The organism is Chryseobacterium sp. JV558, from assembly GCF_033712365.1.
Taxonomy (GTDB): Bacteria; Bacteroidota; Bacteroidia; order Flavobacteriales; family Weeksellaceae; genus Chryseobacterium.
On record NZ_WJHU01000002.1, the window covers coordinates 1000797 to 1021086 of the forward strand.

General features: G+C 36.1%; 15 protein-coding genes. 7 read left to right on the plus strand and 8 right to left on the minus strand.

Going from position 1 to position 20290, the window contains the following annotated elements:
• Positions 1–139 precede the first annotated feature (139 nt).
• Positions 140–658: a pyridoxamine 5'-phosphate oxidase family protein gene (locus tag GFU89_RS10365; protein WP_318847054.1), complete on the plus strand. Its 519-nt coding sequence runs from the start codon at positions 140–142 to the stop codon at positions 656–658.
• A gap of 197 nt (positions 659–855) precedes the next feature.
• On the plus strand, positions 856–1470 hold the full coding sequence (locus tag GFU89_RS10370) for a 4'-phosphopantetheinyl transferase superfamily protein (RefSeq protein ID WP_318847055.1): 615 nt from the start codon (positions 856–858) through the stop codon (positions 1468–1470).
• Here the strand turns inward: GFU89_RS10370 and GFU89_RS10375 are convergent.
• Positions 1451–3715 carry an FUSC family protein gene (locus tag GFU89_RS10375; RefSeq protein ID WP_318847056.1) on the minus strand — a complete coding sequence of 755 codons (2265 nt, stop codon included), beginning with the start codon at positions 3713–3715 and terminating at the stop codon, positions 1451–1453. The two genes, GFU89_RS10370 and GFU89_RS10375, sit on opposite strands and share 20 nt — an antisense overlap.
• A gap of 318 nt (positions 3716–4033) precedes the next feature.
• On the opposite strand from GFU89_RS10375, the gene blaCHM reads away from it, so the two are divergent.
• Positions 4034–4792, plus strand: a complete 759-nt coding sequence (blaCHM, locus tag GFU89_RS10380) for a CHM family subclass B1 metallo-beta-lactamase (RefSeq protein WP_318847057.1) — start codon at positions 4034–4036, stop codon at positions 4790–4792.
• A 147-nt stretch (positions 4793–4939) separates the two neighbouring features.
• Here blaCHM and porV read toward each other — a convergent pair whose 3' ends face one another.
• Positions 4940–6103, minus strand: coding sequence for a type IX secretion system outer membrane channel protein PorV (gene porV, locus GFU89_RS10385; RefSeq protein ID WP_047378455.1), 1164 nt, complete (start codon positions 6101–6103; stop codon positions 4940–4942).
• Positions 6104–6162: 59 nt separating this feature from the next.
• Complete coding sequence (porU, locus tag GFU89_RS10390) at positions 6163–10065, minus strand: type IX secretion system sortase PorU (RefSeq protein ID WP_318847058.1); 3903 nt, start codon at positions 10063–10065, stop codon at positions 6163–6165.
• A 164-nt stretch (positions 10066–10229) separates the two neighbouring features.
• On the opposite strand from porU, the gene gldJ reads away from it, so the two are divergent.
• On the plus strand, positions 10230–11831 hold the full coding sequence (gene gldJ, locus GFU89_RS10395; protein ID WP_318847059.1) for a gliding motility lipoprotein GldJ: 1602 nt from the start codon (positions 10230–10232) through the stop codon (positions 11829–11831).
• A 153-nt stretch (positions 11832–11984) separates the two neighbouring features.
• Positions 11985–13256, plus strand: a complete 1272-nt coding sequence (locus GFU89_RS10400) for a UDP-N-acetylmuramoyl-tripeptide--D-alanyl-D-alanine ligase (RefSeq protein WP_318847060.1) — start codon at positions 11985–11987, stop codon at positions 13254–13256.
• A gap of 82 nt (positions 13257–13338) precedes the next feature.
• Here the strand turns inward: GFU89_RS10400 and GFU89_RS10405 are convergent, their stop codons facing one another.
• The gene (locus GFU89_RS10405; protein ID WP_318847061.1) at positions 13339–13950 is read right to left on the minus strand and encodes an NUDIX hydrolase; all 612 of its coding nucleotides are present in this window, start codon (positions 13948–13950) and stop codon (positions 13339–13341) included.
• A 36-nt stretch (positions 13951–13986) separates the two neighbouring features.
• Here GFU89_RS10405 and GFU89_RS10410 point away from each other — a divergent pair, with 36 nt between their 5' ends.
• Entirely contained in the window at positions 13987–14376 is a 390-nt protein-coding gene (locus GFU89_RS10410; RefSeq protein WP_318847062.1) for an SRPBCC family protein, read from the plus strand.
• Between the two features lie 51 nt (positions 14377–14427).
• Here GFU89_RS10410 and GFU89_RS10415 read toward each other — a convergent pair whose 3' ends face one another.
• From GFU89_RS10415 to mdlD, 4 genes are all read right to left on the minus strand, one after another.
• A complete protein-coding gene (locus GFU89_RS10415) occupies positions 14428–15471 on the minus strand; it encodes an anhydro-N-acetylmuramic acid kinase (RefSeq protein ID WP_318847063.1) in 1044 nt (347 codons plus the stop codon).
• Positions 15472–15482: 11 nt separating this feature from the next.
• Positions 15483–16073, minus strand: coding sequence for an LPS export ABC transporter periplasmic protein LptC (lptC, locus tag GFU89_RS10420; RefSeq protein ID WP_318847064.1), 591 nt, complete (start codon positions 16071–16073; stop codon positions 15483–15485).
• 1 nt (position 16074) lies between these two features.
• Complete coding sequence (locus tag GFU89_RS10425) at positions 16075–17382, minus strand: hypothetical protein (protein WP_318847065.1); 1308 nt, start codon at positions 17380–17382, stop codon at positions 16075–16077.
• Between the two features lie 185 nt (positions 17383–17567).
• On the minus strand, positions 17568–18887 hold the full coding sequence (gene mdlD, locus GFU89_RS10430) for an NAD(P)-dependent benzaldehyde dehydrogenase MdlD (protein ID WP_318847066.1): 1320 nt from the start codon (positions 18885–18887) through the stop codon (positions 17568–17570).
• Between the two features lie 251 nt (positions 18888–19138).
• Here mdlD and GFU89_RS10435 point away from each other — a divergent pair, with 251 nt between their 5' ends.
• The gene (locus GFU89_RS10435; RefSeq protein ID WP_318847067.1) at positions 19139–20257 is read left to right on the plus strand and encodes a DNA polymerase III subunit delta'; all 1119 of its coding nucleotides are present in this window, start codon (positions 19139–19141) and stop codon (positions 20255–20257) included.
• The last annotated feature ends 33 nt before the right edge of the window (positions 20258–20290 follow it).

Below are 20290 nucleotides of genomic sequence, written 5' to 3' on the forward strand. Positions count from 1 at the left end.
GATAACGAAAGGCAAAATTACGATTTATAATTAAGATATAAAAACGGTAGATCAAGTTCAGTTTTATGAGATTAAACATAAGTTAATGTTATTTAGTCTTAATTTAAATAACTAATTTTAGCTGATAAATAAATGTATTATGAGTCAAACCCATACAGAAAAGAAAATTAAACCTGTTGCGCCAAAAGTACAAGAACTGATCAATGCTTCCAAAAGTATAATTCTGGCTACTGTAGATGCAGAAGGAAATCCCAATTCCAGCTACGCACCTTTTGTACAGGTAGAACAGACATTTTATATTCTGGTTTCTTTCATGGCAAAACATACCAAAAACCTTGCTGACGGAAGAAAAACATCTATCATGTTTATTGAAGATGAATCAGCGACCAAACAAATCTATGCCCGCGAACGTTTAACTTTTGAGGCAGCAACTTCTCAAATTGAAAGAGATTCCGAAGTATGGAATCAGGTAGTAGCTAAACTAAAAGAAACTCACGGAAAAGTAGTAGACGTAATTTCTGAAATGGGAGATTTTATTTTAATTGCCTTACAGCCTGTAAAAGGATCTTATGTAAACGGATTCGGGAGCGCTTACTTTGTAGATGCAAATCTTGAAATTGTAGAGCATAGAAATGATGTGAATCATCAATCTAAATAAGAAAGGAAGAGGGAGCGGGAAGATGGAAGATTATAAAAATTAAGCTAAGAAAGTTCTGTTTTTTCATAAATAGATTCTCTTTTCAGTTAAAACTAAAGTTATTGTACTGGCTGCAAGTAACTTCCATCTTTCTGCATCCATCTCCCATTCCTTTTAACTTCCACATCTTTTCACTATTTTTACCCAATAAAAAAAGAATGCCCCTTTACCGAGATTTTTCAGATGATAATGCCACCATCCTTGTTTGGAAGTATGATGAAAGTGAAGAACTGGATATCCATCAACTTCTGGAACCAGAAAATGCTGAGAAGGTAAAAGATTATCATCCCAAAAAATTATTGGAAGTCCTGATGGTGCGTAAGCTCCTGAAAGGATTAAAGCCCAATTCTAAGATCTTATATAAAGAAAGAGAACCTTTTCTTTCTCCCAATGATGCGGAAATTTCTATTACGCACTCTTTTCCTTTTGCCGCTATTGCTATTTCTAAAAATAAAATAGGAATTGATGTTGAAAAGTTCAACCCAAAGATTTTAAGGGTGATCGATAAATTTACCTATGAAAATGAGCGTGGATTTATTCCTGAAGATAAAGCAGATACTTTTTATACGATTATATGGAGTGTAAAAGAAAGTATGTACAAAATTCACCACTCCAAATACTGGTCTTTAAAGAAAAATTATGAAGTGAAGCCTTTTGAACTGAAACATCTTCATAAAATAAGCTGCAGGGTCTATGACGAGCAGTTTTCAGATGAATTCAAGGCGAGGGTAGAATTTTTCGACGACTACTGCTTTACGATTGTGGAGGAGTAGGATCTGTCTCGTTCTTGTATTTTTCGATGACTTTTCTCTGTTCTTTTGCTACATCATAGATCAGTTCCAAAATATCATGGATGTTTTTAAGCTCCGTTAAATGGGATATTTTATCAGGATCTCTTCTGTCGACAATATCATTTTCCTCAATCTCCGTTTTTCTTTTTAGAAGCATATCTTCAATGGATGAATCTTCCGGCTCAAGACGGCTTTCCATTTTCAGCGTTTCATTGATGTCATTCCCATTGAGAAGGGTAGAGGTTTGCTGCATTTCTGCTTCAATCTTTCGGCTCCAGCTTTCAGCATCTATTTCTGGATATTGTTCATTACTTTTGGAATATTGAGAAAGAGAGGCGGTATAGGCTGTGATCAGGTGTGATGTTGCCACAAACTGGTGAACGACTTCCAGTTTTTTCTGCTGATTTTTAGGATCCGAAATCATCCTCTGGAAATTGTCGGAAAGGTTGGCTAAGGAAATGATCGCATTTTTTCGTTTTACCTTATAATCTTCAAGATCAAAATTTCCATGTAAAAACTTTGAAATCACACTTTGGAAATAGATAAGGTTGTCTGCTGCAGACTTTTTCATCAGATCCAGGTTTTGTGTATGTTCCCAAACAGGCAGTACAATATAAGACACTGCAAAAGCAATGATTCCCGCAATTGCTGTATCAAAAATTCTGTCTTTAAAAATGATATTGATTTTCCCGGGATTTAAAAAATTAAAACTCAGGAAAACATAAATCGTCATGAATAGTACCGCCCAGAAATACCGCCCTTTCAGGAAACTGAAACACATAATCATACTGATAAGCAGAATAGCGAATAAAACACCGTTAATATGTACAAAATGCAGAATGGCATAAGCAATGCTGGCTCCTGCAATTGTTCCATAGAGACGGAGAAGGTTTCTCTGTTTTGTAATAGAATAGGCCGGTTTTAAAATGGCAGTAATGGTAATTAATATCCAATACGTATGCCCCAGTCCAAGAAGATCAAACATCGAGAAAATATACCCCAGCAGTAAAGCTGTTGTAATTCTTATTGCATGGCGGAAATGGGAAGAGGAAAATGAAATATTATTCCTTAAAACCTTAGCATTGAGTTTGGGCTCATTAGGCATGAATTTTTTAAGGTCCAATCCCGTAGATAAACTCTTTGCCAGTTTTATATTCTGAGAAAATACTTTATAGATCTCGTTGATTTCTTTGGTGATTTCATAGATACGCATCAGGATCTGACGCAGGATCATGAAATTTTCCAGGTTATCAGGAGAGAGCTGTTTATTTCTGAGTTCGAAATAATTATAATTTAAATTCTTTAATTCCAGTTCCAGATTCGCCATTGGCTTTGCTCTGGTACCACTTTGAAGTGCGATTCCGATGTTGGTAATCTCTTCTGCCAAAAGATTAAGATAATCATGAATATTAACAAGGATCATACTGTCCTCAAAACTCTGCTGAAGTTTCTGATAATCACTTTCAGAAGTCATCAGCTTCTCATGAAGGTCCATGGAATTCAAAAACATCAGCATCAATAAACGACTTGTAGTAGTAGATTCATTGACGATGGTTCTTGTTTTAAAAACAGTTTCTCGGGTGTCTTCCTGCAGGTTTTTTATTTCAATCTGCTTGGCAATAACCTGAGTAGTGAGTTTGTTAAAATCCGGATTTTTCTGATAATAATTGGCTTTAATCTTTAAAAACTCAGCCAGCTGGAGATAATTTTCTCCAATCATCTGGCTTGCCAGTTTATAGGGACGAATTGTTGTTACAATAAGGAATATGAGCAAAAACCATATACAGCCTGAAGCAAAAATCAGCAGACTTTTGAAGATATTACTTCCCGTAAGATGGCCATCAATAAAGATGGCGAGTACAACGAGAGATAGTGAACCTACTGCTGCCAATCTCTGACCATACACTCCTATCAGCGAGAAAAACATCCCAAATACGATGATCTCCAGGAGGACCAGTACTTTGATACTCATCACAAGACTTGCAATAAGTGCTACAAAAACAAAACAAAAGATCGCAAAAGTAAGGGCATTTCTTCTTCTGATAAAAGGACCGGGCTGATCTGTAAGAGCTACAAAGCTGGTTCCGAGAGGAAAAAGAAAATATTCTTTTAAAATTCCGAAGTGGGCGAGGACTAAACAAGGCAGAACTGTAGCTAATGTAATTCTGATAGCAGAATATACATACTGACTGGTTACAAATTTTTTTAATTCCGCCGAATAGTTCATACTACAAAAATAGATATTGAATTTAAGAAAATCGCCATAAAAAAGAGACTTTTATAAACTTAAATATTATATTTTTTTAAAATGGGGCTTTATGCTATTTAAAATAAACTGACAACCAACCCCATTGATAATTGCGGGTTGACGAAATATATTTCGACAGTGAATTTTTGCTTCGTAAAGTGAATGGTTGTAGTATATAAAAGAAATTGACAAGCGGAGCGAATTGACCATTGACTATTTACTTTTAACACAACAGCTAACATATCTTGTTCTACGAATTCTTACCTTAGCTTATCTGAACTCTTAAAAAACAGCTTCATGAAAGACACCATTAAAAATATTTTCGCCATATTCTTTTCTTTTTTCATTCTAAGTTGTGGTTCACAGAAGAAGGATTACTTTAAGGCTAAAGAAATTTATAAATCCAATAGTCTGATTATTACCCAGATTTCAGAAAACGCCTTTATCCATACTTCCTTTAAAAAGACGGATGATTTCGGAAATGTGCCGTGTAATGGACTCATTGTAAAAGATAATAATGAAACGATTGTTTTTGATACCCCCACTAATGACAAAAGTTCTGAAGAACTCATACAATGGATCAATGAAAGACTTCATGCTAAAATCAATGCAGTAGTTCCGACTCATTTTCATGATGACAGTCTAGGAGGATTGCTGGCATTCCATAAAAATAAAATTCCTTCTTATTCATATGTTAAAACAATTGAATTAGCCAAAGAAAATAATTTCGTTGTTCCTGAAAACAGTTTTAATGATTCTGTTATTTTGAAAGTGGGGGATAAAGCTATTATTGCAAAGTATTTTGGAGAAGGCCATACAAAAGATAATACTGTTGGATATTTTCCGAGTGAAAATATTCTGTTTGGAGGCTGTTTGCTGAAAGAGCTTGAGGCTGGTAAAGGATATTTAGGAGATGCCAATGTTGCCGCCTGGCCGGGGACTGTTGAAAAAGTAAAAAAAGAATATCCTAATGTGAAAATCGTAGTTCCCGGACATGGAGATTATGGAGACGGAAGGCTTCTTGATTATACCATTACATTATTTAAAGGTCAATAGTGAATTTTTGCTTTGCAAAGTGAATGGTGAATTTTTTGTAGTATGTAAAAGAAATTGACAAGCGGAGCGGATTGCCGTATTGATAATTACCCATAAAAAAAGCCTCATTACAATGTATGAGGCTTTTTTATATAGCTGTAGTTTTTTTTAACGATCGTTGTTGGATGTTTCCTCTCCAATGTTCCAGGTAAGACCGAAACGAAGTGTGTTATCCAATGCACTGTTAATTTTAGACATATTGATCAGGTAAGAAAGATCCAATCCGAAAGAACGGTATCTTAAACCAACACCTGCCGTAGCAAACTGTCTGGCTCCCTGCTCTTCACTTTCATGGAAGTAACCTCCTCTTACAGAAAATGCATTGTCATAAGAATATTCTAAAGCACCACTGTACATGATACTGTTTTTGTTCTTGAAAGATTTTCCGATACCAGCCATTGGTCCTACATTCGGAATTTGATAAATAGGCTGTCTTGTATTCGGATCAATTCCTGCATACTCAGATCCAGGAACCAAAAGTTTTGAACCTTCCACAGAAATTCCAACTCTGTTCATATCATCCAGGTACATGTCATACCCAACCCCTAATCTTGCCATTGTAGGAAGATAAGATCTTGACTCTTCATTTCCTGTATAATCCAGTTTTGGACCTACGTTTTGAATCGCTAAACCTGCATTCACTTTACCATCATACCCTCCGATACTGGAGAATCTTGGAGAGGTATAGTATGCTGAAACGTCTACCGCGAAACTGTTTGCCGCTTTAAGTGTAGTGTCTGTGTTGAACCCTCCGGCTAAGTCTGAACGGATAAATCTACCGGTAACAGCACCAGAGAACGAATCAGAAAGCTTCAAAGCATAAGCAACGTCAATTGAGAATTCGTTTGGTTTTGATGTACCCATTGATGCAATTTCTGTACCTACCAACTGAGTCAGGTCTACCTGTCCCATGTTGAAATAATAGATACTTGCAGAGATTGTAGATCTCTCTTCCTGCCCCAGAAACTTATGAAACGAAGCATATAATAAGAATACATCATTGGTAAGTTTTCCCATGTAAGGCGTATAGTTAAGACCTACGGAAGAACTTGTTCTGCTGAAAGGATATTTAGCCGCATTCCAGAATTGTGAAAATGCATCGGGAGAGGTTACCACCCCTTGATCTCCCATACCTCCTGATCTCGCATCAGGCGCAATTCTTAGGAAAGGAGCTCCGGTAAGAACAGGGTTTACTTTACCTAAATCTTGCGAATAGCCTAAAAAACCAGCACTCAAACCAAATCCTAAAAGCAGTTTAGTAGTTAAATTCATATGTTGTCTTTTATATATTATCAGTTTTTTATTAATATTATTGTCTATGTATTATTTAATTATTTCAAAAGTACCATTTTTTCTACAGCTGTAGCACTTCCTTTGCATTTTTCTTGATTTTGACTTTTTGCAAATATCTTAAAAATATACGTACCTTTTGCTACTGTTGACCCAAAATCATCTCTTCCGTCCCATTCTATTGCCTGACGAGGGGTTCTAAAGCCCTGTAGGAACGGTTCTGCGACTACCGGTTGTGATAAAGTTCTTACCAATCTTCCCGTTATTGTATAAATTTGGACGTTCACATCCAGAATATCATCACAATTGTGTTCAAACTGAATATAAGTTTTATTAGTAAATGGATTTGGCCAGTTCAGCGGACGGTTGATAATCAGGTGCTGGTCAGCTTCATCTTTAACTTCAAAATTTAACGTAGCAGATGTAGAATTATTGTTTATATCCCAAACTTTAAATGTCAATTGGTGTTGTCCAATGGCTAAATTTCTGAAAGGATAGGTTACATTTCCTTTTTGGTAGTCAGCAAGACCTGGATTTAAACATCCGTTTCCTTCTCCGGCAGCGTAAAAATCGTTTAAAACAACGGTATTGATAATCTGCCCGTCCAGATATGTTGTAATATCGTGACCTACCCCTGATCCTGTGGAATTGATTCCTGTGTCATCCGTAAGACAAGCAAGAAGCATTGGGTTCTGGTTGGTAATTCCACCATCTGCAAAGTTGGTGTTATTCATATACAACTTTACTTTTGGAGGCTGGCTGTCATTAACCCCATTAGGATTGATGTCACCTACCTGTACTGCCTGATTGTTGAAAACATCTGTTGCCTTGTTATCTGCGTAAGCTAAGATTCTTCCCTGGCCTACTGCATAGTTGATATCTTTAGGCACATAGAATTCTGCAGTGAATATACCGTTTACAGCAGTTCCGGCAGCTTTTACAATAGCACTTCCTTCCTCTGTATAATCTAATATAGGAGTAAGAACTCCGTTGTTATTTAATGTTTTCTTATTTAATCTCTTATCAAAAATATTGATGCTGACTTTTCCGTTGAAGGTAGTGTTCAGGGTTCCATTCGTATTATTGATACGTCCTTTTATCTTCACAAAATCCAAACCTCTGATCAGTCCCGGAACAGGAGTTTCAATGTTATCAATGGTAAGAAGTCTTTGTGGTCTGCTTAATTTCATAGCAGGGTCACCCAGGAAGTTTACTTTTAAATGGTTATTGTTTGGACCCTTTTGTTTTTTAGCTAATAAATGGGCGTTTCCTAATGTATTGAAATCGTCATTGGTTAGTTTAAAAATATTCTGGGTAAATGTATTCGTGAAATCACGTCCGTAATCTACACCAATAGCACGGCTGGAAGTAATCATTGTGGATGCACCTCCCTGTTTCATTTTGATAAACTGTTCTCCTACAGAGTTTGTTGCCGGCTCGTCCCAAAGTGTAAATTCACATGTGATGGTAGAGACAAACGGAAACCTGCTGTATACATTAGAAAAGTTATTGGCATTCTGAACCTCAGTACTTGTTAATACTCTTTCCTGTGCCCAGCCGTTGATTCCCCCGTGTCCGAAATAGAACAGATACAAACTGTTTCCGATAGCATTGGAAATAGCCTGATTTACCTGCGGATATCTTCGTCCTCCAGATGTACTCTGAGCGGTAAAGGCATCCATATATAATTTTTTAACGTTGTATTCTTTCAGTTCAAGCTGATTAGGTTGTTCAAATATACTAGCCAGACTGTTGTCCATTACATTATGAAAAGGACTTCCTCCTTCGTTATTATCATCCACAACGAAATCAAGTCTCATACGCCAGTCCCCGAAAGGAGTGGACTGCCCCTGAAGAGAGTTGTAGTAAGCCAGCGTTTTATTGATCATATTTCCGGCTTCACTGGCATTTGCAGCTGGAATTCTTCCCACAGGCAGATCCGGTAAATTGTTTTCAATTAATAAGGTATTCTGCGGCTTGGTCATTACAATATAATCATCCGTTACAAATGAGGATACATAATCTGAAGACTGCTCACTCTGATAGCTGGCAACAACGTTTGTATTATTGGGAACTCTGTTTTTATAATCAAATGAAGCATCGCCCAGAATAAATACATATTGAAGTCTGCCAAGAGGAGTATTAAGCTTGCTGACAAAATCTCTTACAGCCGTCAGGTCTTTACTTCCGCTGCCATATTCTTCATAGATTTTGTTGACGTCTACAATTTCCACTTTATAATTATGTGCGGTCTGATGATAGCTGGCAAGTCTCTGTGCCTGCCCCATCATTTCAGGAACCGTAAGAATCAGGTAATCGATATTTTGCAGAGCAGAAAGATTTTGGTTGGAAATTCTTCCTACAAACTGTGGACTGAAAGCTGCATCAGCACGGAACGCCACAAATTCATTATTGAAATTCTGGTCAGCAGCTGTGTAAGCAAAGTTGAAAGAGCCGGCTCCGGCTTTATTCACTCTTCGGCTCGCATTGGTAATATCCGTTACATCCCATACCTGTTCTATATTGGCAGCATTGGTAATGCTGAAACCGTAATCTGTATTACTTCCACTTACAATTGAATAATCCCTGAAGTTCATCTGAGAACCATTGAAAGCCAGATTTTCTTTATACTGTACTTCTACATAGTCAAAATAGAAAGTTCCGTTAGGGTTTTTAGAAATATCAGGATTATAAACCATTGTAATCTGATTTCCGGTAAGATTGGTAAGCGTTCCAGAATAGGTTACAGGATAGAAGGTATACTGATAAGATGAAGTATCCGTAGGGATAACTTGCAGTGGGTGCGGATTTAAATTGTTGATCTTAAAATCAATCGTATTCTGTTGAGAATTATATGCTACCACCTGAGTTCTGTATCGTATAACATCACCAGCCTGTATTGGTGAATTGGTAGCAAGCGTCACTGTTTTTTCATTACTGAAAGGAGTGTCTTCCACCCATGTTCTCCCCACTTTCAACAGGTTTTTCTGATCCTTGTTGATCACCTGGTAATTGTCATACCTTGTAATCATCTGGGCAGGAAGGGTTCCGTCAACAGTAGGAACTCTTTTCCCCGAACCTTTGTCAAAGTTGATATAATAATAAGAGAAATCTTCATATATATTTTTGACATTATTACTTCTTTCGCTGAATCGGGTATCCTTTCTTTTGAAACCATTTCCGTTGGAAGTGTCATAAAGGTTATATCCATCAGGACCCTGAGCGTAGAAAAGAGCATAATCATTATCATTCCATACCCCGTCATCTTCACCTACTACCTGAATGGCATTCTCCTGCAAAGCTCCATATCTTGCATCCTGATTGTATTCAGGAAGCAATACCCCTCCGTTTCCATAAATTCTGAAATTTTTAGGATTTACAGAACTAGGATTGATTCCGTTATCTTTTAAAAACTGTGAAGTGATTTTGAATACTCCGGACTTGTCTACCTTTATTTTGTAGAAATTCCCACTTGATAATGGGTTGGCTGTTGTTCCTATTTTATTGACAGTCCCTGTCGTATTTAAAAATGAAGAGGCTTCTGAAACATTAAACGAAGATAATCTCTGTACACGGCCTTTTACATTTTTAAATAAAGCAATACTGATACTGGCATAGCTGTCTCCTTCTAAAGTATAATATGAAACATCTGCCACATCATAATCGGGAAGTCTTCCTTTATCTAATTCAAACAAATCCTGAGTGGGAACACTTTCCCAGACAAGGTCTGAAATTTTCAGCTGCTTTTCTCCGATTTTTTGTTTGGTTACTATAAAAACATTATTTTGGCTGAAAGAAAAACCCTCATTTTTAAAATTAGGAAGATTTAATTTTGTGTCGCCAAAATCCTGAATTTTCGAACCATTCCATTCTATGGTGTTTCTTTGGGCGTAAAGTGTTGATGCAAAAGCGATTAAAGATAAAAGCGTAATTTTTCGTCTCATGTTTACTATTGAAATTGCTAAATTACAAAATAAATGAAAATTTTAGAATTAAATTGCGATACAATAAAATTAAATTGTTAACGTTTTTCAAAAAAATCAAATGTTTACTTGATTTATTGAATAATTTATTTTTTCTTTGTACTTTGAAAATATTTATATCGACTATGAAAAAACTAAAGTTGTTTTCATTAATAGCATTAAGTTCTACACTTGCATTAACCAGTTGTGGCGGATCAGGAACCAGCAAAGGTGGCGGTACCAAAAAATTTGTCAGTAAAACGGGTTGGAAACCAAACGAAAAACAAGGTTGGTTTTTTGCAGGAAAGCAACAAAAGCAGAAGGGGTGGCCTGGAATGGTATATGTAGAAGGTGGAACTTTTACGATGGGATTAGTGAAAGATGATGTTATGCACGATTGGAATAACACACCTCGCAGAATGCAGGTAAGTTCATTCTTCATCGGAGAAACAGAAATTACTAACTACGAATACCGCGAATACCTTACATGGTTGAAGTATGTATTCCCACCAAGTGATCCTAGTTTTAAGGAAATCTATAACGGTGCATTGCCGGATACCTTATTATGGGACAACAAATTAGCAAGAAACGATTATAATGAAACTTATCTGCGTTCTCCGGAGTTTGATTACTATCCGGTGGTAGGAGTTTCCTGGACTCAGGCAAACAGATACTGTGAGTGGCTGACAGACAGAGCAAATGAAAAAGCTTTGATGCAGTCTGGTGTTATTGCCAAAGATTTGTATATCAACGAATCCAACAACCAGGGAGGGACTGCATTTAACATGGATAAATTCAAATCGAATGATCCTGAAATGCAAGGATATATTAATGAAAAAAGAATGCAGCAAAAAACTGGTATGAAAACCACAAACCAGAGATTGCTTGCCGCTAACAGAGCTCCAAATTCTGCAATGGTACAGAAGTTCAGACTTCCTACCGAAGTAGAATGGGAATATGCAGCTCTTGGTATGGCGAAAACCAGAGAATACAACCAATACCTGGGTAAAAAACCTGAAATCGAAAGATTAAGAGGTACCAAAGGAAGAGACAGAGGAATGTTTCTTGAAAACTTCAAAATGGGTAAAGGTGACTATTCAGGTATCTCAGGATGGAAGAACGATGGTTCTGCACAGACTTCTGATGTAAGAAAATATCCATCTAACGATCTTGGTGTATACGGAATGTTCGGAAACGTTTCAGAATGGACTGCCGATGTTTACAGACCTATCATTGACGAAGATTACAGCGATTTCAACTACTATAGAGGAAATATGCCTCAGGCTATCGTAAGAAACGGTGACGGAACTTATAAAATGATCGACGAAGGTACTATCAAATATGATACTTTGGCTGACGGAAGATTAGTTTATAAAGGACTTCCTGGACAATTTGAAAGACAAACTATCGCTGATTACAGAAACTACAGAGATGGTGACAGACAATCTTCTTTAGAATATTACAGAGCTTCTGATTCTGCTGCCGGATTCGATATGTACAACGCTCCTAAAACAAGCTTTGTTGTAGATGGAACTGGTAGAGTGAAATTACAGAAAGATACTAAAGATAGAACTTCAGGAATTTCTAACGAGGTTAGAGTTGTAAAAGGAGGTTCTTGGCAGGATACAGCATATTGGCTGGATCCGGGACAAAGAAGATATAAAAATCAAAACAGAGCTTATGGTTGGGTAGGATTCCGTGTTGCACAGGATTCTAGAACTAATGATAAGGGTAGAACAAGAAGATAATATTTATCAAAAAATACTTATAAAAAACCTTCCGAACTTTCGGAAGGTTTTTTTATTTTTGAATCATGAAATCGCTTTGGCTAAAAAGTCTAAAAACACTTGTATAGATTTGGCGGTTGCATGTGACTTCTTAAAAAAAATAGATATTTCCAAATGAATATAGAACAGTTTTATCCTTTATTTCTGCAGGCTGCAAAAGTGACTATTGATAGCAGAAAAATAGCAGAGAATGATATTTTCTTTGCCTTTTCCGGTGAGAATTTCAATGCAGCTACCTTAGCGGAAAAAGCCATCGATGATGGTGCTTTGGCAGTAATTGTTGAACTTCCGGAATTCGAAAACAGAGATAAAAATATTTTCTATGTTCCGTCTACCCTTGAGTTTTTACAACAGCTGTCTCTCTACCACAGAAGCAAACTTAGTATTCCTTTTATCGGGCTTACAGGAAGCAATGGAAAAACTACTACTAAAGAATTGATTCATGCTGTTCTTTCAGAAAAATATAATGTACAGTATACATTTGGAAATCTGAATAACCACATCGGAGTTCCTCTAACAATCCTTTCCATTAAACCTGAACATGAAATGGCTGTGATTGAAATGGGTGCTAATCATCAAAAAGAAATTGAATTGTTATGTACCATCGCTCAGCCTGATTTCGGATACATTACCAATTTTGGGAAGGCTCATTTAGAAGGATTCGGCGGCTTTGAAGGGGTGATTAAAGGGAAGTCTGAGCTTTATGATTATCTTAAAAATAATAACAGAACTATTCTTGTTAACGAAAATGATCCTATCCAGACCGAAAAAACTGAAAACTATTCACCTAAGATTACTTTTGGAAAAGAGACATCAGATTATAATTTTGAATCTTTTTCAGCAGAACATTTTGTAGGATTTACTTATCAGGGAGTAAAAGCTGTTTCAAAACTGACAGGAGAATATAATTTCACCAATCTTTGTGCAGCTGCAAGTTTAGGACTTCACTTCGGAATCAGTTTTGAAAAGATAAAGCACGCCCTGGAATTGTATACACCTACCAATATGAGATCGCAGGTTGTGAAAAAAGAGGGCAGGACTTTGGTGCTGGATACTTATAATGCTAACCCAAGTTCTATGACCGCTTCATTGAATAACTTTATCAGTTTTGAAGGTCGTAAAACCATTATTATCGGGGATATGCTGGAATTGGGTGATGAAAGTGAGAAAGAGCATCAGAACATCTTAAAACTGGCTCAGGATCTTAATTTTAATGAAATTATCACTGTAGGGAAACATTTTAAAGAAGTTAATCCTTCAGATCTTGCTTTTGAAAATACAACAGTGCTGATAGAGTATCTAAAGCAGAATAAAATTCAGTCTGAAAATATATTGTTGAAAGGTTCCAGAGGAATTGCTCTTGAGAAGCTGATCGATTTTGTATAGATTTCAGAACATTCAAAATATTAAAAGAGAGAACAGGTTAGAAAATAAACCTGTTCTCTCTTCTAATTTCGGGGGTTTGGTATTATTTAATCTTTAAATCCCAGAATTCCTGTACGATCAGTATAATATTTTTGAAGGTACTTGGGAAAACTTCCTGCTCAATTTCTGAGGTCGTTTTCCAGGCAACCTCGGTAATGCCTTCTTCTATTTGTGGCTTGGAAGTATCCTCTCCGTCAAAGTTCATTTCAAACCAGTGGGTACATTTTAGGATTTTCTCTCCATTTCTTTCAATATAGATATGGTAGGTGGTATTGATGAAGCTTACAAGTTCAACATCACTCAGTCCGGTTTCCTCTTCTATTTCCCTTACGGCAGACTCTTCTCTGGATTCACCTTTTTCCATCTTTCCCTTTGGAAGATCCCATTTACCAAGTCGTTTAATAAAAAGAATTTTACCTTCAGGATTATTCACAAGACCTCCTGCAGCTTCTATAATTCTGAAAAGCTTTTGGAATTCCTGCCAGATTTCATCCAAATTCTCTCCATATACATTAAGTTCCTGCACAGAAGTATTCTCCAGAAGATCCAAAGCGATCTCTAAAGTTGTATAATTTTCATACCCAAGCTTTTTTTCAAGCTCTTCAGGATGCTTAGATATCAATAATTTTTTTTCGTTGACAAAAACTTTATACATTTGTAATAGTTAAGAATTTAAATACAAAAATAAAAAATGAATTTAGAAGGACGAAAGATTATTGTCAATAAATCATCTAAAGAACTTACCGAGTTGCTGAAATCGCCAGAAAATTACAAAGATTTTATGCCGGATGGTCTTCAAAAATTTGAAACAAGAGATAACGGATTTAAATTTGGATTACAGGGAATGCCAGAAATCGCGTTAAAAATAGATGAAGTAGATGACCAAAAAGCTGTTTTAAGATCTGCAAGTTCAAGTTTGGACTTCACTTTAACGGCAACTTTAAACCCAATCAGTGATAATCAGACTGAAGTTCAGATGTTATTTGAAGGGAAATTCAACCCATTCATCAAAATGATGGTAGAAAAACCATTACAGAACTTTATCAATACGCTTACCGATAAAATCGAAGCCTATAAATAATAAAAAAACCTTCAAAATGAAGGTTTTTTTATTTTGATGTGATGTTTCTTATTATGCTATGACTCCTGAACAGTGGTCATAGGAGCTTCCTGTAGCAGAAGAAAGGACATTTATTTCATTATTTATTTTTAAAACTCCCATAAAAGCGAAGATCAGGGCTTCCTTATAATCGATGATTTCTTTTTTAGGAATGATCACTTCAGCATGTGTTTTTGATCTTATTTTTTCAATTAAAAACGAATTGTAAGCACCTCCTCCAGTGATGAGGATGTCCTTTATATTGTTTTTATTGATAACATTGGCAATCTGCTGAGCGGTGTGTTCTGTAAAAGTCGCCAGCGCATCTAAGACTTCAATATTCTTAAGAGCCGGAAATATATGCTCATGACACCATTCTATTCCCAAAGATTTTGGGTGTGAATGCTGATAGAAATCTAAAGCATTAAGTTCGTTCAGTAAAGTTTCATTTATTTTTCCCTTTTGAGCAAGCTCTCCGTTTTCATCAAAACTTTTATTGATGTGTTGTGCCAGATGATTCAATACAATATTAACCGGAGCTATATCGAAAGCGATTCTTTTTCCGTCTGAGAGTAAAGAAATATTGGAAAATCCACCAAGATTTAAACAGGCGCTGTACTTTGAAAAGAGCAATTCATCACCTATGGGAACCAGCGGTGCTCCATTTCCTTTCATCAGGACATCCTGGCTTCTGAAATCATAGATAACGGGTAATCCGGTTTCAAGTTTGATCGCTCTGCCATCACCTATCTGAAGGGTGAATTTTCGCTTAGGTTGATGGAAAACTGTATGGCCGTGAGATGCTATCAGGCTAATGTTTTCAAGCTGATGTTTATGAATAAATTCTTTTACTTGCTGACCGAGATAAAAACCATAATCTGAGTGCAGTTCCAGTAAGTCTTGAGCAGAAAGGTGGATAGAGTTTCTAAGTTTGTTTTCCCAATCCTCAGAATAGGGAATTGTCTCAGCTTTCAGGATCTGAAAGGTCCATTGGTCTTGTTTTTCAAATTCAGCAAGACAGATATCCAAACCGTCCAGACTTGTCCCAGACATGAGTCCAATAGCCAGAGCTTTCATTGTTTTTGGATTTATTTTTTATTCTCAGAAATTCTTTTTGAACTGAAATCTCCTGAGTTGTTATAAAAAGTATATTCTGAAAAGTCATCTTTTGCAGTCATTCCATTGGCACCTACCAGTGTAGAGCCGTCTTCCATGGTAACATATACCGTATCTTTAGTATAGATTCTGTTCTTTTTTTGATCCCAATAAATACTCTGCATTGCAAATCTCTGCCCTTCATTGGTTTTTATCCTTACATCACCTTTGGCTTCGTAAAACTTTTTATAGTCATAGAACTTAGCATATTTTGCTTTAATGGTACCGGGAGTTTTTGGCTTCTTCTTGTCAAAAAACTCAATATCAATTCCTTTTCTAGCTACAGTATAAGGACTGTCAATAAGCTCATATTTTTCTATAATAGGCGCTTTAGCCTTCATCATGATGAACCCGGAATCACGCTGTATAATATTTGCGTTGTTGATGATCTGCGAAGGAAAATTTTTGCTTTTGCTGCCGTTTCTTTTGGTAAGATCCTCTTCACAGGATGTCAATATAAAAAATATAGCACAACTAAAAAGGCATGCTATATTTTTATATGATATTTTTTTTGAAAAATTCATTCTAGTTATAAAGAGTCTTTCTGAACCATTTATCAGCAAAGTTAAAGCCTATTTTCAGGTTGACGAAGTTCTGGTTGATCAGGTTATTTTTAAGAGTTCCTCTTTTACCTACTTCCAGTCCTATTTCAAGACCACTCATTCTTGTGATACTACTTGTTTTGAATGGAAGCATTACTCCGGCAGAAATACCGAATTTGTTGATGCTTGTCCCTTCCAGTTTCAGATTTCCTCTTTCATAGAAAGCTCCATATCTGTAGATTACTCTTGAGAAATAGTTTCTGAAGTTATTGTAGTTAGGAAGATACCATCCACCAGCAGAAACTCTGTAAGTATCCTGGAAGTCGAAAGTCTTACCAAAATAAGCGATGTCTTCTCCTTTTTTATAATCCACCTGTCCTGATAGGAACCAATGGTTTTCACTTCCATATCCAACCCCTACGGATGCCTGGAATGGAAGAAGGTTTTTAGATTTTGTTTCCTGCTGGTCTATGATTGTTTCATACACCTTATTGGTTTCCTGAACATCAGAATATCTGTAAGTACTGTTGACGTACTCAGTCGTCATGTTGCTGGTATTACCAAAAGTAGCAGTAGCTCCTAAGGTGAATTTCTTATCAGTACGGGTATTTAAAGTCTGGTAACTTGTACCCAGTGTAAAGTTAAAGTTTCTGACTCTGTTTTTAGTTTGATAGCCATTAACATATTCACCGGCATAACTGCCTGTAGCAGTGTTATAAGCACGGAATTCATTAAGGTCATTAAGGTCTCCAAAATAAAGGTTTGCTCTTGCCCCTACAGAAAGTTCCTGATTAATTTTATAAGAAACAGCAACCTGTGCAGCGTTCAACGTTCCACTTCCTTTAAAGTTATTTTTGTACATAGGAGTTCCGTCTGCAGCCAATTGTTCATTTACGATATCGTAACTTTTAGAACTGTATGGCTGATAAGAGATCCCCATTTTTACTTTTGGAGATAGCGGAAATGCCAACGAAATATTAGAAAGATACGTAGAATGCTTTGTAGATTTCATATCGTTATAGTTCGATTTGAAATAATTGTTTTCATTGGTAGCTTCCAATCTGATACTCGTAAGTTCGAAATTGGCGTTGTTTGCCGGGTTGGCAAAATTGAAACTACTGGTGAAATCACTTATAAAAGCAGTTGATATACCTCCCATAGAAGTAGTCTCGATCGTATTATCATATTTCACATCTCCAATTCCATACGTTGCATAAGGTGAGTTGCTTAGACTCTGTGCATTCAGAAAATATCCAACTGATATGAATGATACTACAAAGATTTTTTTCATTCTTTATTTTTAAAACAATGCGCAAATATCTTAAATATTAATGAATTGTAAAAATTATATGTGGTTAAAGTTTGTTAAGGGGCTTTCTTTAAAAGAAAAATGCAAATTTTCATCAGTTAAAATATCAATTCTGTTATATAAAAAAGGCTGTCCTATATTGAACAGCCTTTGTTTATGCTAAGATATTATTTTACCTGTAATACCGAACGGCTGTGGCTAAAGCTTTCAAAGCTGAATTTACCATGATATTTACCCATTCCTGAAGTTCCCACACCTCCAAAAGGCAAATAATGTGAACCTACATGGATAATTGTACTGTTGATTTCAGCATCTCCGCTTGTAGTATGATGTAAAACATAATCTGCAAATTCCTGATTTTCTGTGAAAACATACAATGCCAGTGGTTTCGGGCGGTTATTGATCTCTTCCAAGGCCTCATTAATGTCATTATAGGTCATAATAGGGAGGATAGGACCGAAGATTTCCTGCTGCATCACCTGATCATCCCAGGTGATATTATCCATTAAAGTAGCTTCAAAATGGCGGGTTTCCAGATCATAGCCGCCTCCATAAATTACTTTTTCAGGAGCTGCATCCAAATAACCTGCCAGATGTTTGATTTGATTTTGACTTACAATTTTCCCGATTTTTCCTAGTGACTTTCCTTCATAAGTAGTATTTAAATGAGCTTTAAACTTCTCAATAAAGGCGTCCTTTATAGATTCGTGGATATAAATATAGTCTGGAGCAACGCATGTTTGCCCGCAGTTAATCCATTTTCCGTAAGATATCCTTGCTACTGCTTTATCCAAATCTGCATCTTTATGAACAATAGTGGGTGACTTACCTCCAAGCTCCAAAGCCAGTGGAATTAATTGCTCTGCAGCCGCTTTCATCACAATTTTTCCAACATTCGGACTTCCTGTAAAGAAAATATAATCAAAAGGAAGACTTAATAATAAAGTATTCTCTTCAATGGCTCCCTGAATGACTGCTACATAAGATTCATCAAAAGACTCTTTTACAATATCTTCAAGAACTTTGGCAACATGAGGTGTATTTTCAGAAGGTTTTAGAATCGCTGTATTTCCGGCAACCAAAGCACCAATAAGCGGGCTGAATGTAAGCTGAACAGGGTAGTTGAAGGGACCAATAATATAAGTGACACCATAAGGTTCATACATTACTTTGCTCACTACTTCTGCTCCGGATGGATGCGGCTTTGATGGGACAGGAGTAGGTTTTGCCCACTCATCAATATTCTCCAGAAAATAATCCAGTTCACTGATGACAATTTGAATTTCCACGTATTCTGCTTCCTTTCTACTTTTCCCCAGATCAATAGATAAGGCTTCACAAAGATCATCCGTATGTTGTAAAAAAACTTCACGGAATTTTCTTAACTGTGTTTTTCTGAATTCAATATCTTTAGTCTGATTGGTTCTGAAAAAGGTTTTCTGCTGTTGAAATATTCCTTTAATTTTTTGTTCCAGGTTTGTATCCATTGGTATATGATTTTTTATTATTTGAAAATGATGTGAAATGGTAATGAATTTACAAAAAAAATTACTCAGCAAATTTATTGCTTAAAATTAAATTGTGTAAAATTTAATTTTAAGTTTTATTCTAATCTTATTATTGATATTTCCTATAAGAGAACAGCATGATGCGTTTTTGAAATTTGTAATCTGTAGTTTTATACATTTTAAGCAGACTTAATTTTATAAATTGAAATAAGATTTTTTATCTTTGAAACATGAATTGGGAGAACATCGCCGGACAGACGAATCTGAAAAAACTTCTTAGAGAAAGCATTGCCGAAAACAGAGTGAGCCATGCCCAACTTTTTGTAGGAAAAGAGGGATACGGAACACTACCTATGGTTTTGGCTTATGCAAAAGAGATTCTCAATCGTGAAAATGAACATGCTGCAGCGAAAGTAGAACACCTCAATCATCTGGATTTGCATTTCAGCTTTCCTGTTTTTACTGACAATAAAAATTCTTTAAGCAAGAATAAATTTGATGAATTCAGAGAAATGATCATGGCTTCTCCTTATGCAAGTTATGATGACTGGACTGCTTTTTTAGAATCAGAAAACAAACAGCTGTTTATTTCAGCAGATGAGATTGATGACCAGAATCAGAAGTTTTCTTTGAAAAGTTTTGAAGGAGGAACCAAAATCCTCATTGTCTGGAGAGCTGATAAAATGAATATCGCGGCTTCAAACAAATTTTTGAAATTTTTAGAAGAACCCCCTGCAAAAACGGTCATTCTCCTTACCGCAGAAAGCTCCAATGATATTCTTCCTACCATCCTTTCCAGAACGCAGATTGTAGAAATCCCGAGAATACATGATGAAGATATTGAAAACCATCTGAAAAAGAACTTTTCTGTTTCCGAAGAAAAAGTGAGAGAAATTGTTCATGAAGCACAGGGGAATCTTAATGATGCTATAAAACTGCTGAATTCTGGAGATAAAACCAATGAATTTGAAAAGCTCTTTGTACAGTGGGTGAGAGATGCTTTTATGGTAAAAAAGAAACCAGAGTACCTGAGAAGTATTATTGTTTGGGCAAGGGAAATTGCAGGGTGGAACAGAGAAAAGCAGAAAAACTTCCTGAACTACTGTTCTGAAATCTTCAGATTAGCATTGCTTCAGAATTATCAGTCCGAAAATTTGGTATATAAAAAGATCAATGTGAATGGATTCAACTGGACAGGGTTTTCAAAATTTATCAGTGGTGCCAATATTGAAAATATTTTAGAAGAAATCAATACAGCCGATCTGCATTTGACCCGAAACGGAAATCCTAAAATTGTATGGACCGATCTGGGGATAAAACTATCAAGATATATTCACAAAAGCACATAAAATAAACTCCGGCATCTACCGGAGTTTATTGTT

Excerpts from the sequence above, each read along its gene's own strand:
- GFU89_RS10365 (WP_318847054.1), top strand. The coding sequence starts at position 140 with ATGAGTCAAACCCATACAGAAAAGAAAATTAAACCTGTTGCGCCAAAA.
- GFU89_RS10410 (WP_318847062.1), top strand. The coding sequence starts at position 13,987 with ATGAATTTAGAAGGACGAAAGATTATTGTCAATAAATCATCTAAAGAA.
- GFU89_RS10405 (WP_318847061.1), bottom strand. The coding sequence starts at position 13,950 with ATGTATAAAGTTTTTGTCAACGAAAAAAAATTATTGATATCTAAGCAT.
- mdlD (WP_318847066.1), bottom strand. The coding sequence starts at position 18,887 with ATGGATACAAACCTGGAACAAAAAATTAAAGGAATATTTCAACAGCAG.
- GFU89_RS10375 (WP_318847056.1), bottom strand. The coding sequence starts at position 3,715 with ATGAACTATTCGGCGGAATTAAAAAAATTTGTAACCAGTCAGTATGTA.
- GFU89_RS10370 (WP_318847055.1), top strand. The coding sequence starts at position 856 with ATGCCCCTTTACCGAGATTTTTCAGATGATAATGCCACCATCCTTGTT.
- porV (WP_047378455.1), bottom strand. The coding sequence starts at position 6,103 with ATGAATTTAACTACTAAACTGCTTTTAGGATTTGGTTTGAGTGCTGGT.
- GFU89_RS10425 (WP_318847065.1), bottom strand. The coding sequence starts at position 17,382 with ATGAAAAAAATCTTTGTAGTATCATTCATATCAGTTGGATATTTTCTG.
- GFU89_RS10400 (WP_318847060.1), top strand. The coding sequence starts at position 11,985 with ATGAATATAGAACAGTTTTATCCTTTATTTCTGCAGGCTGCAAAAGTG.
- lptC (WP_318847064.1), bottom strand. The coding sequence starts at position 16,073 with ATGAATTTTTCAAAAAAAATATCATATAAAAATATAGCATGCCTTTTT.
- GFU89_RS10435 (WP_318847067.1), top strand. The coding sequence starts at position 19,139 with ATGAATTGGGAGAACATCGCCGGACAGACGAATCTGAAAAAACTTCTT.
- blaCHM (WP_318847057.1), top strand. The coding sequence starts at position 4,034 with ATGAAAGACACCATTAAAAATATTTTCGCCATATTCTTTTCTTTTTTC.
- porU (WP_318847058.1), bottom strand. The coding sequence starts at position 10,065 with ATGAGACGAAAAATTACGCTTTTATCTTTAATCGCTTTTGCATCAACA.
- GFU89_RS10415 (WP_318847063.1), bottom strand. The coding sequence starts at position 15,471 with ATGAAAGCTCTGGCTATTGGACTCATGTCTGGGACAAGTCTGGACGGT.
- gldJ (WP_318847059.1), top strand. The coding sequence starts at position 10,230 with ATGAAAAAACTAAAGTTGTTTTCATTAATAGCATTAAGTTCTACACTT.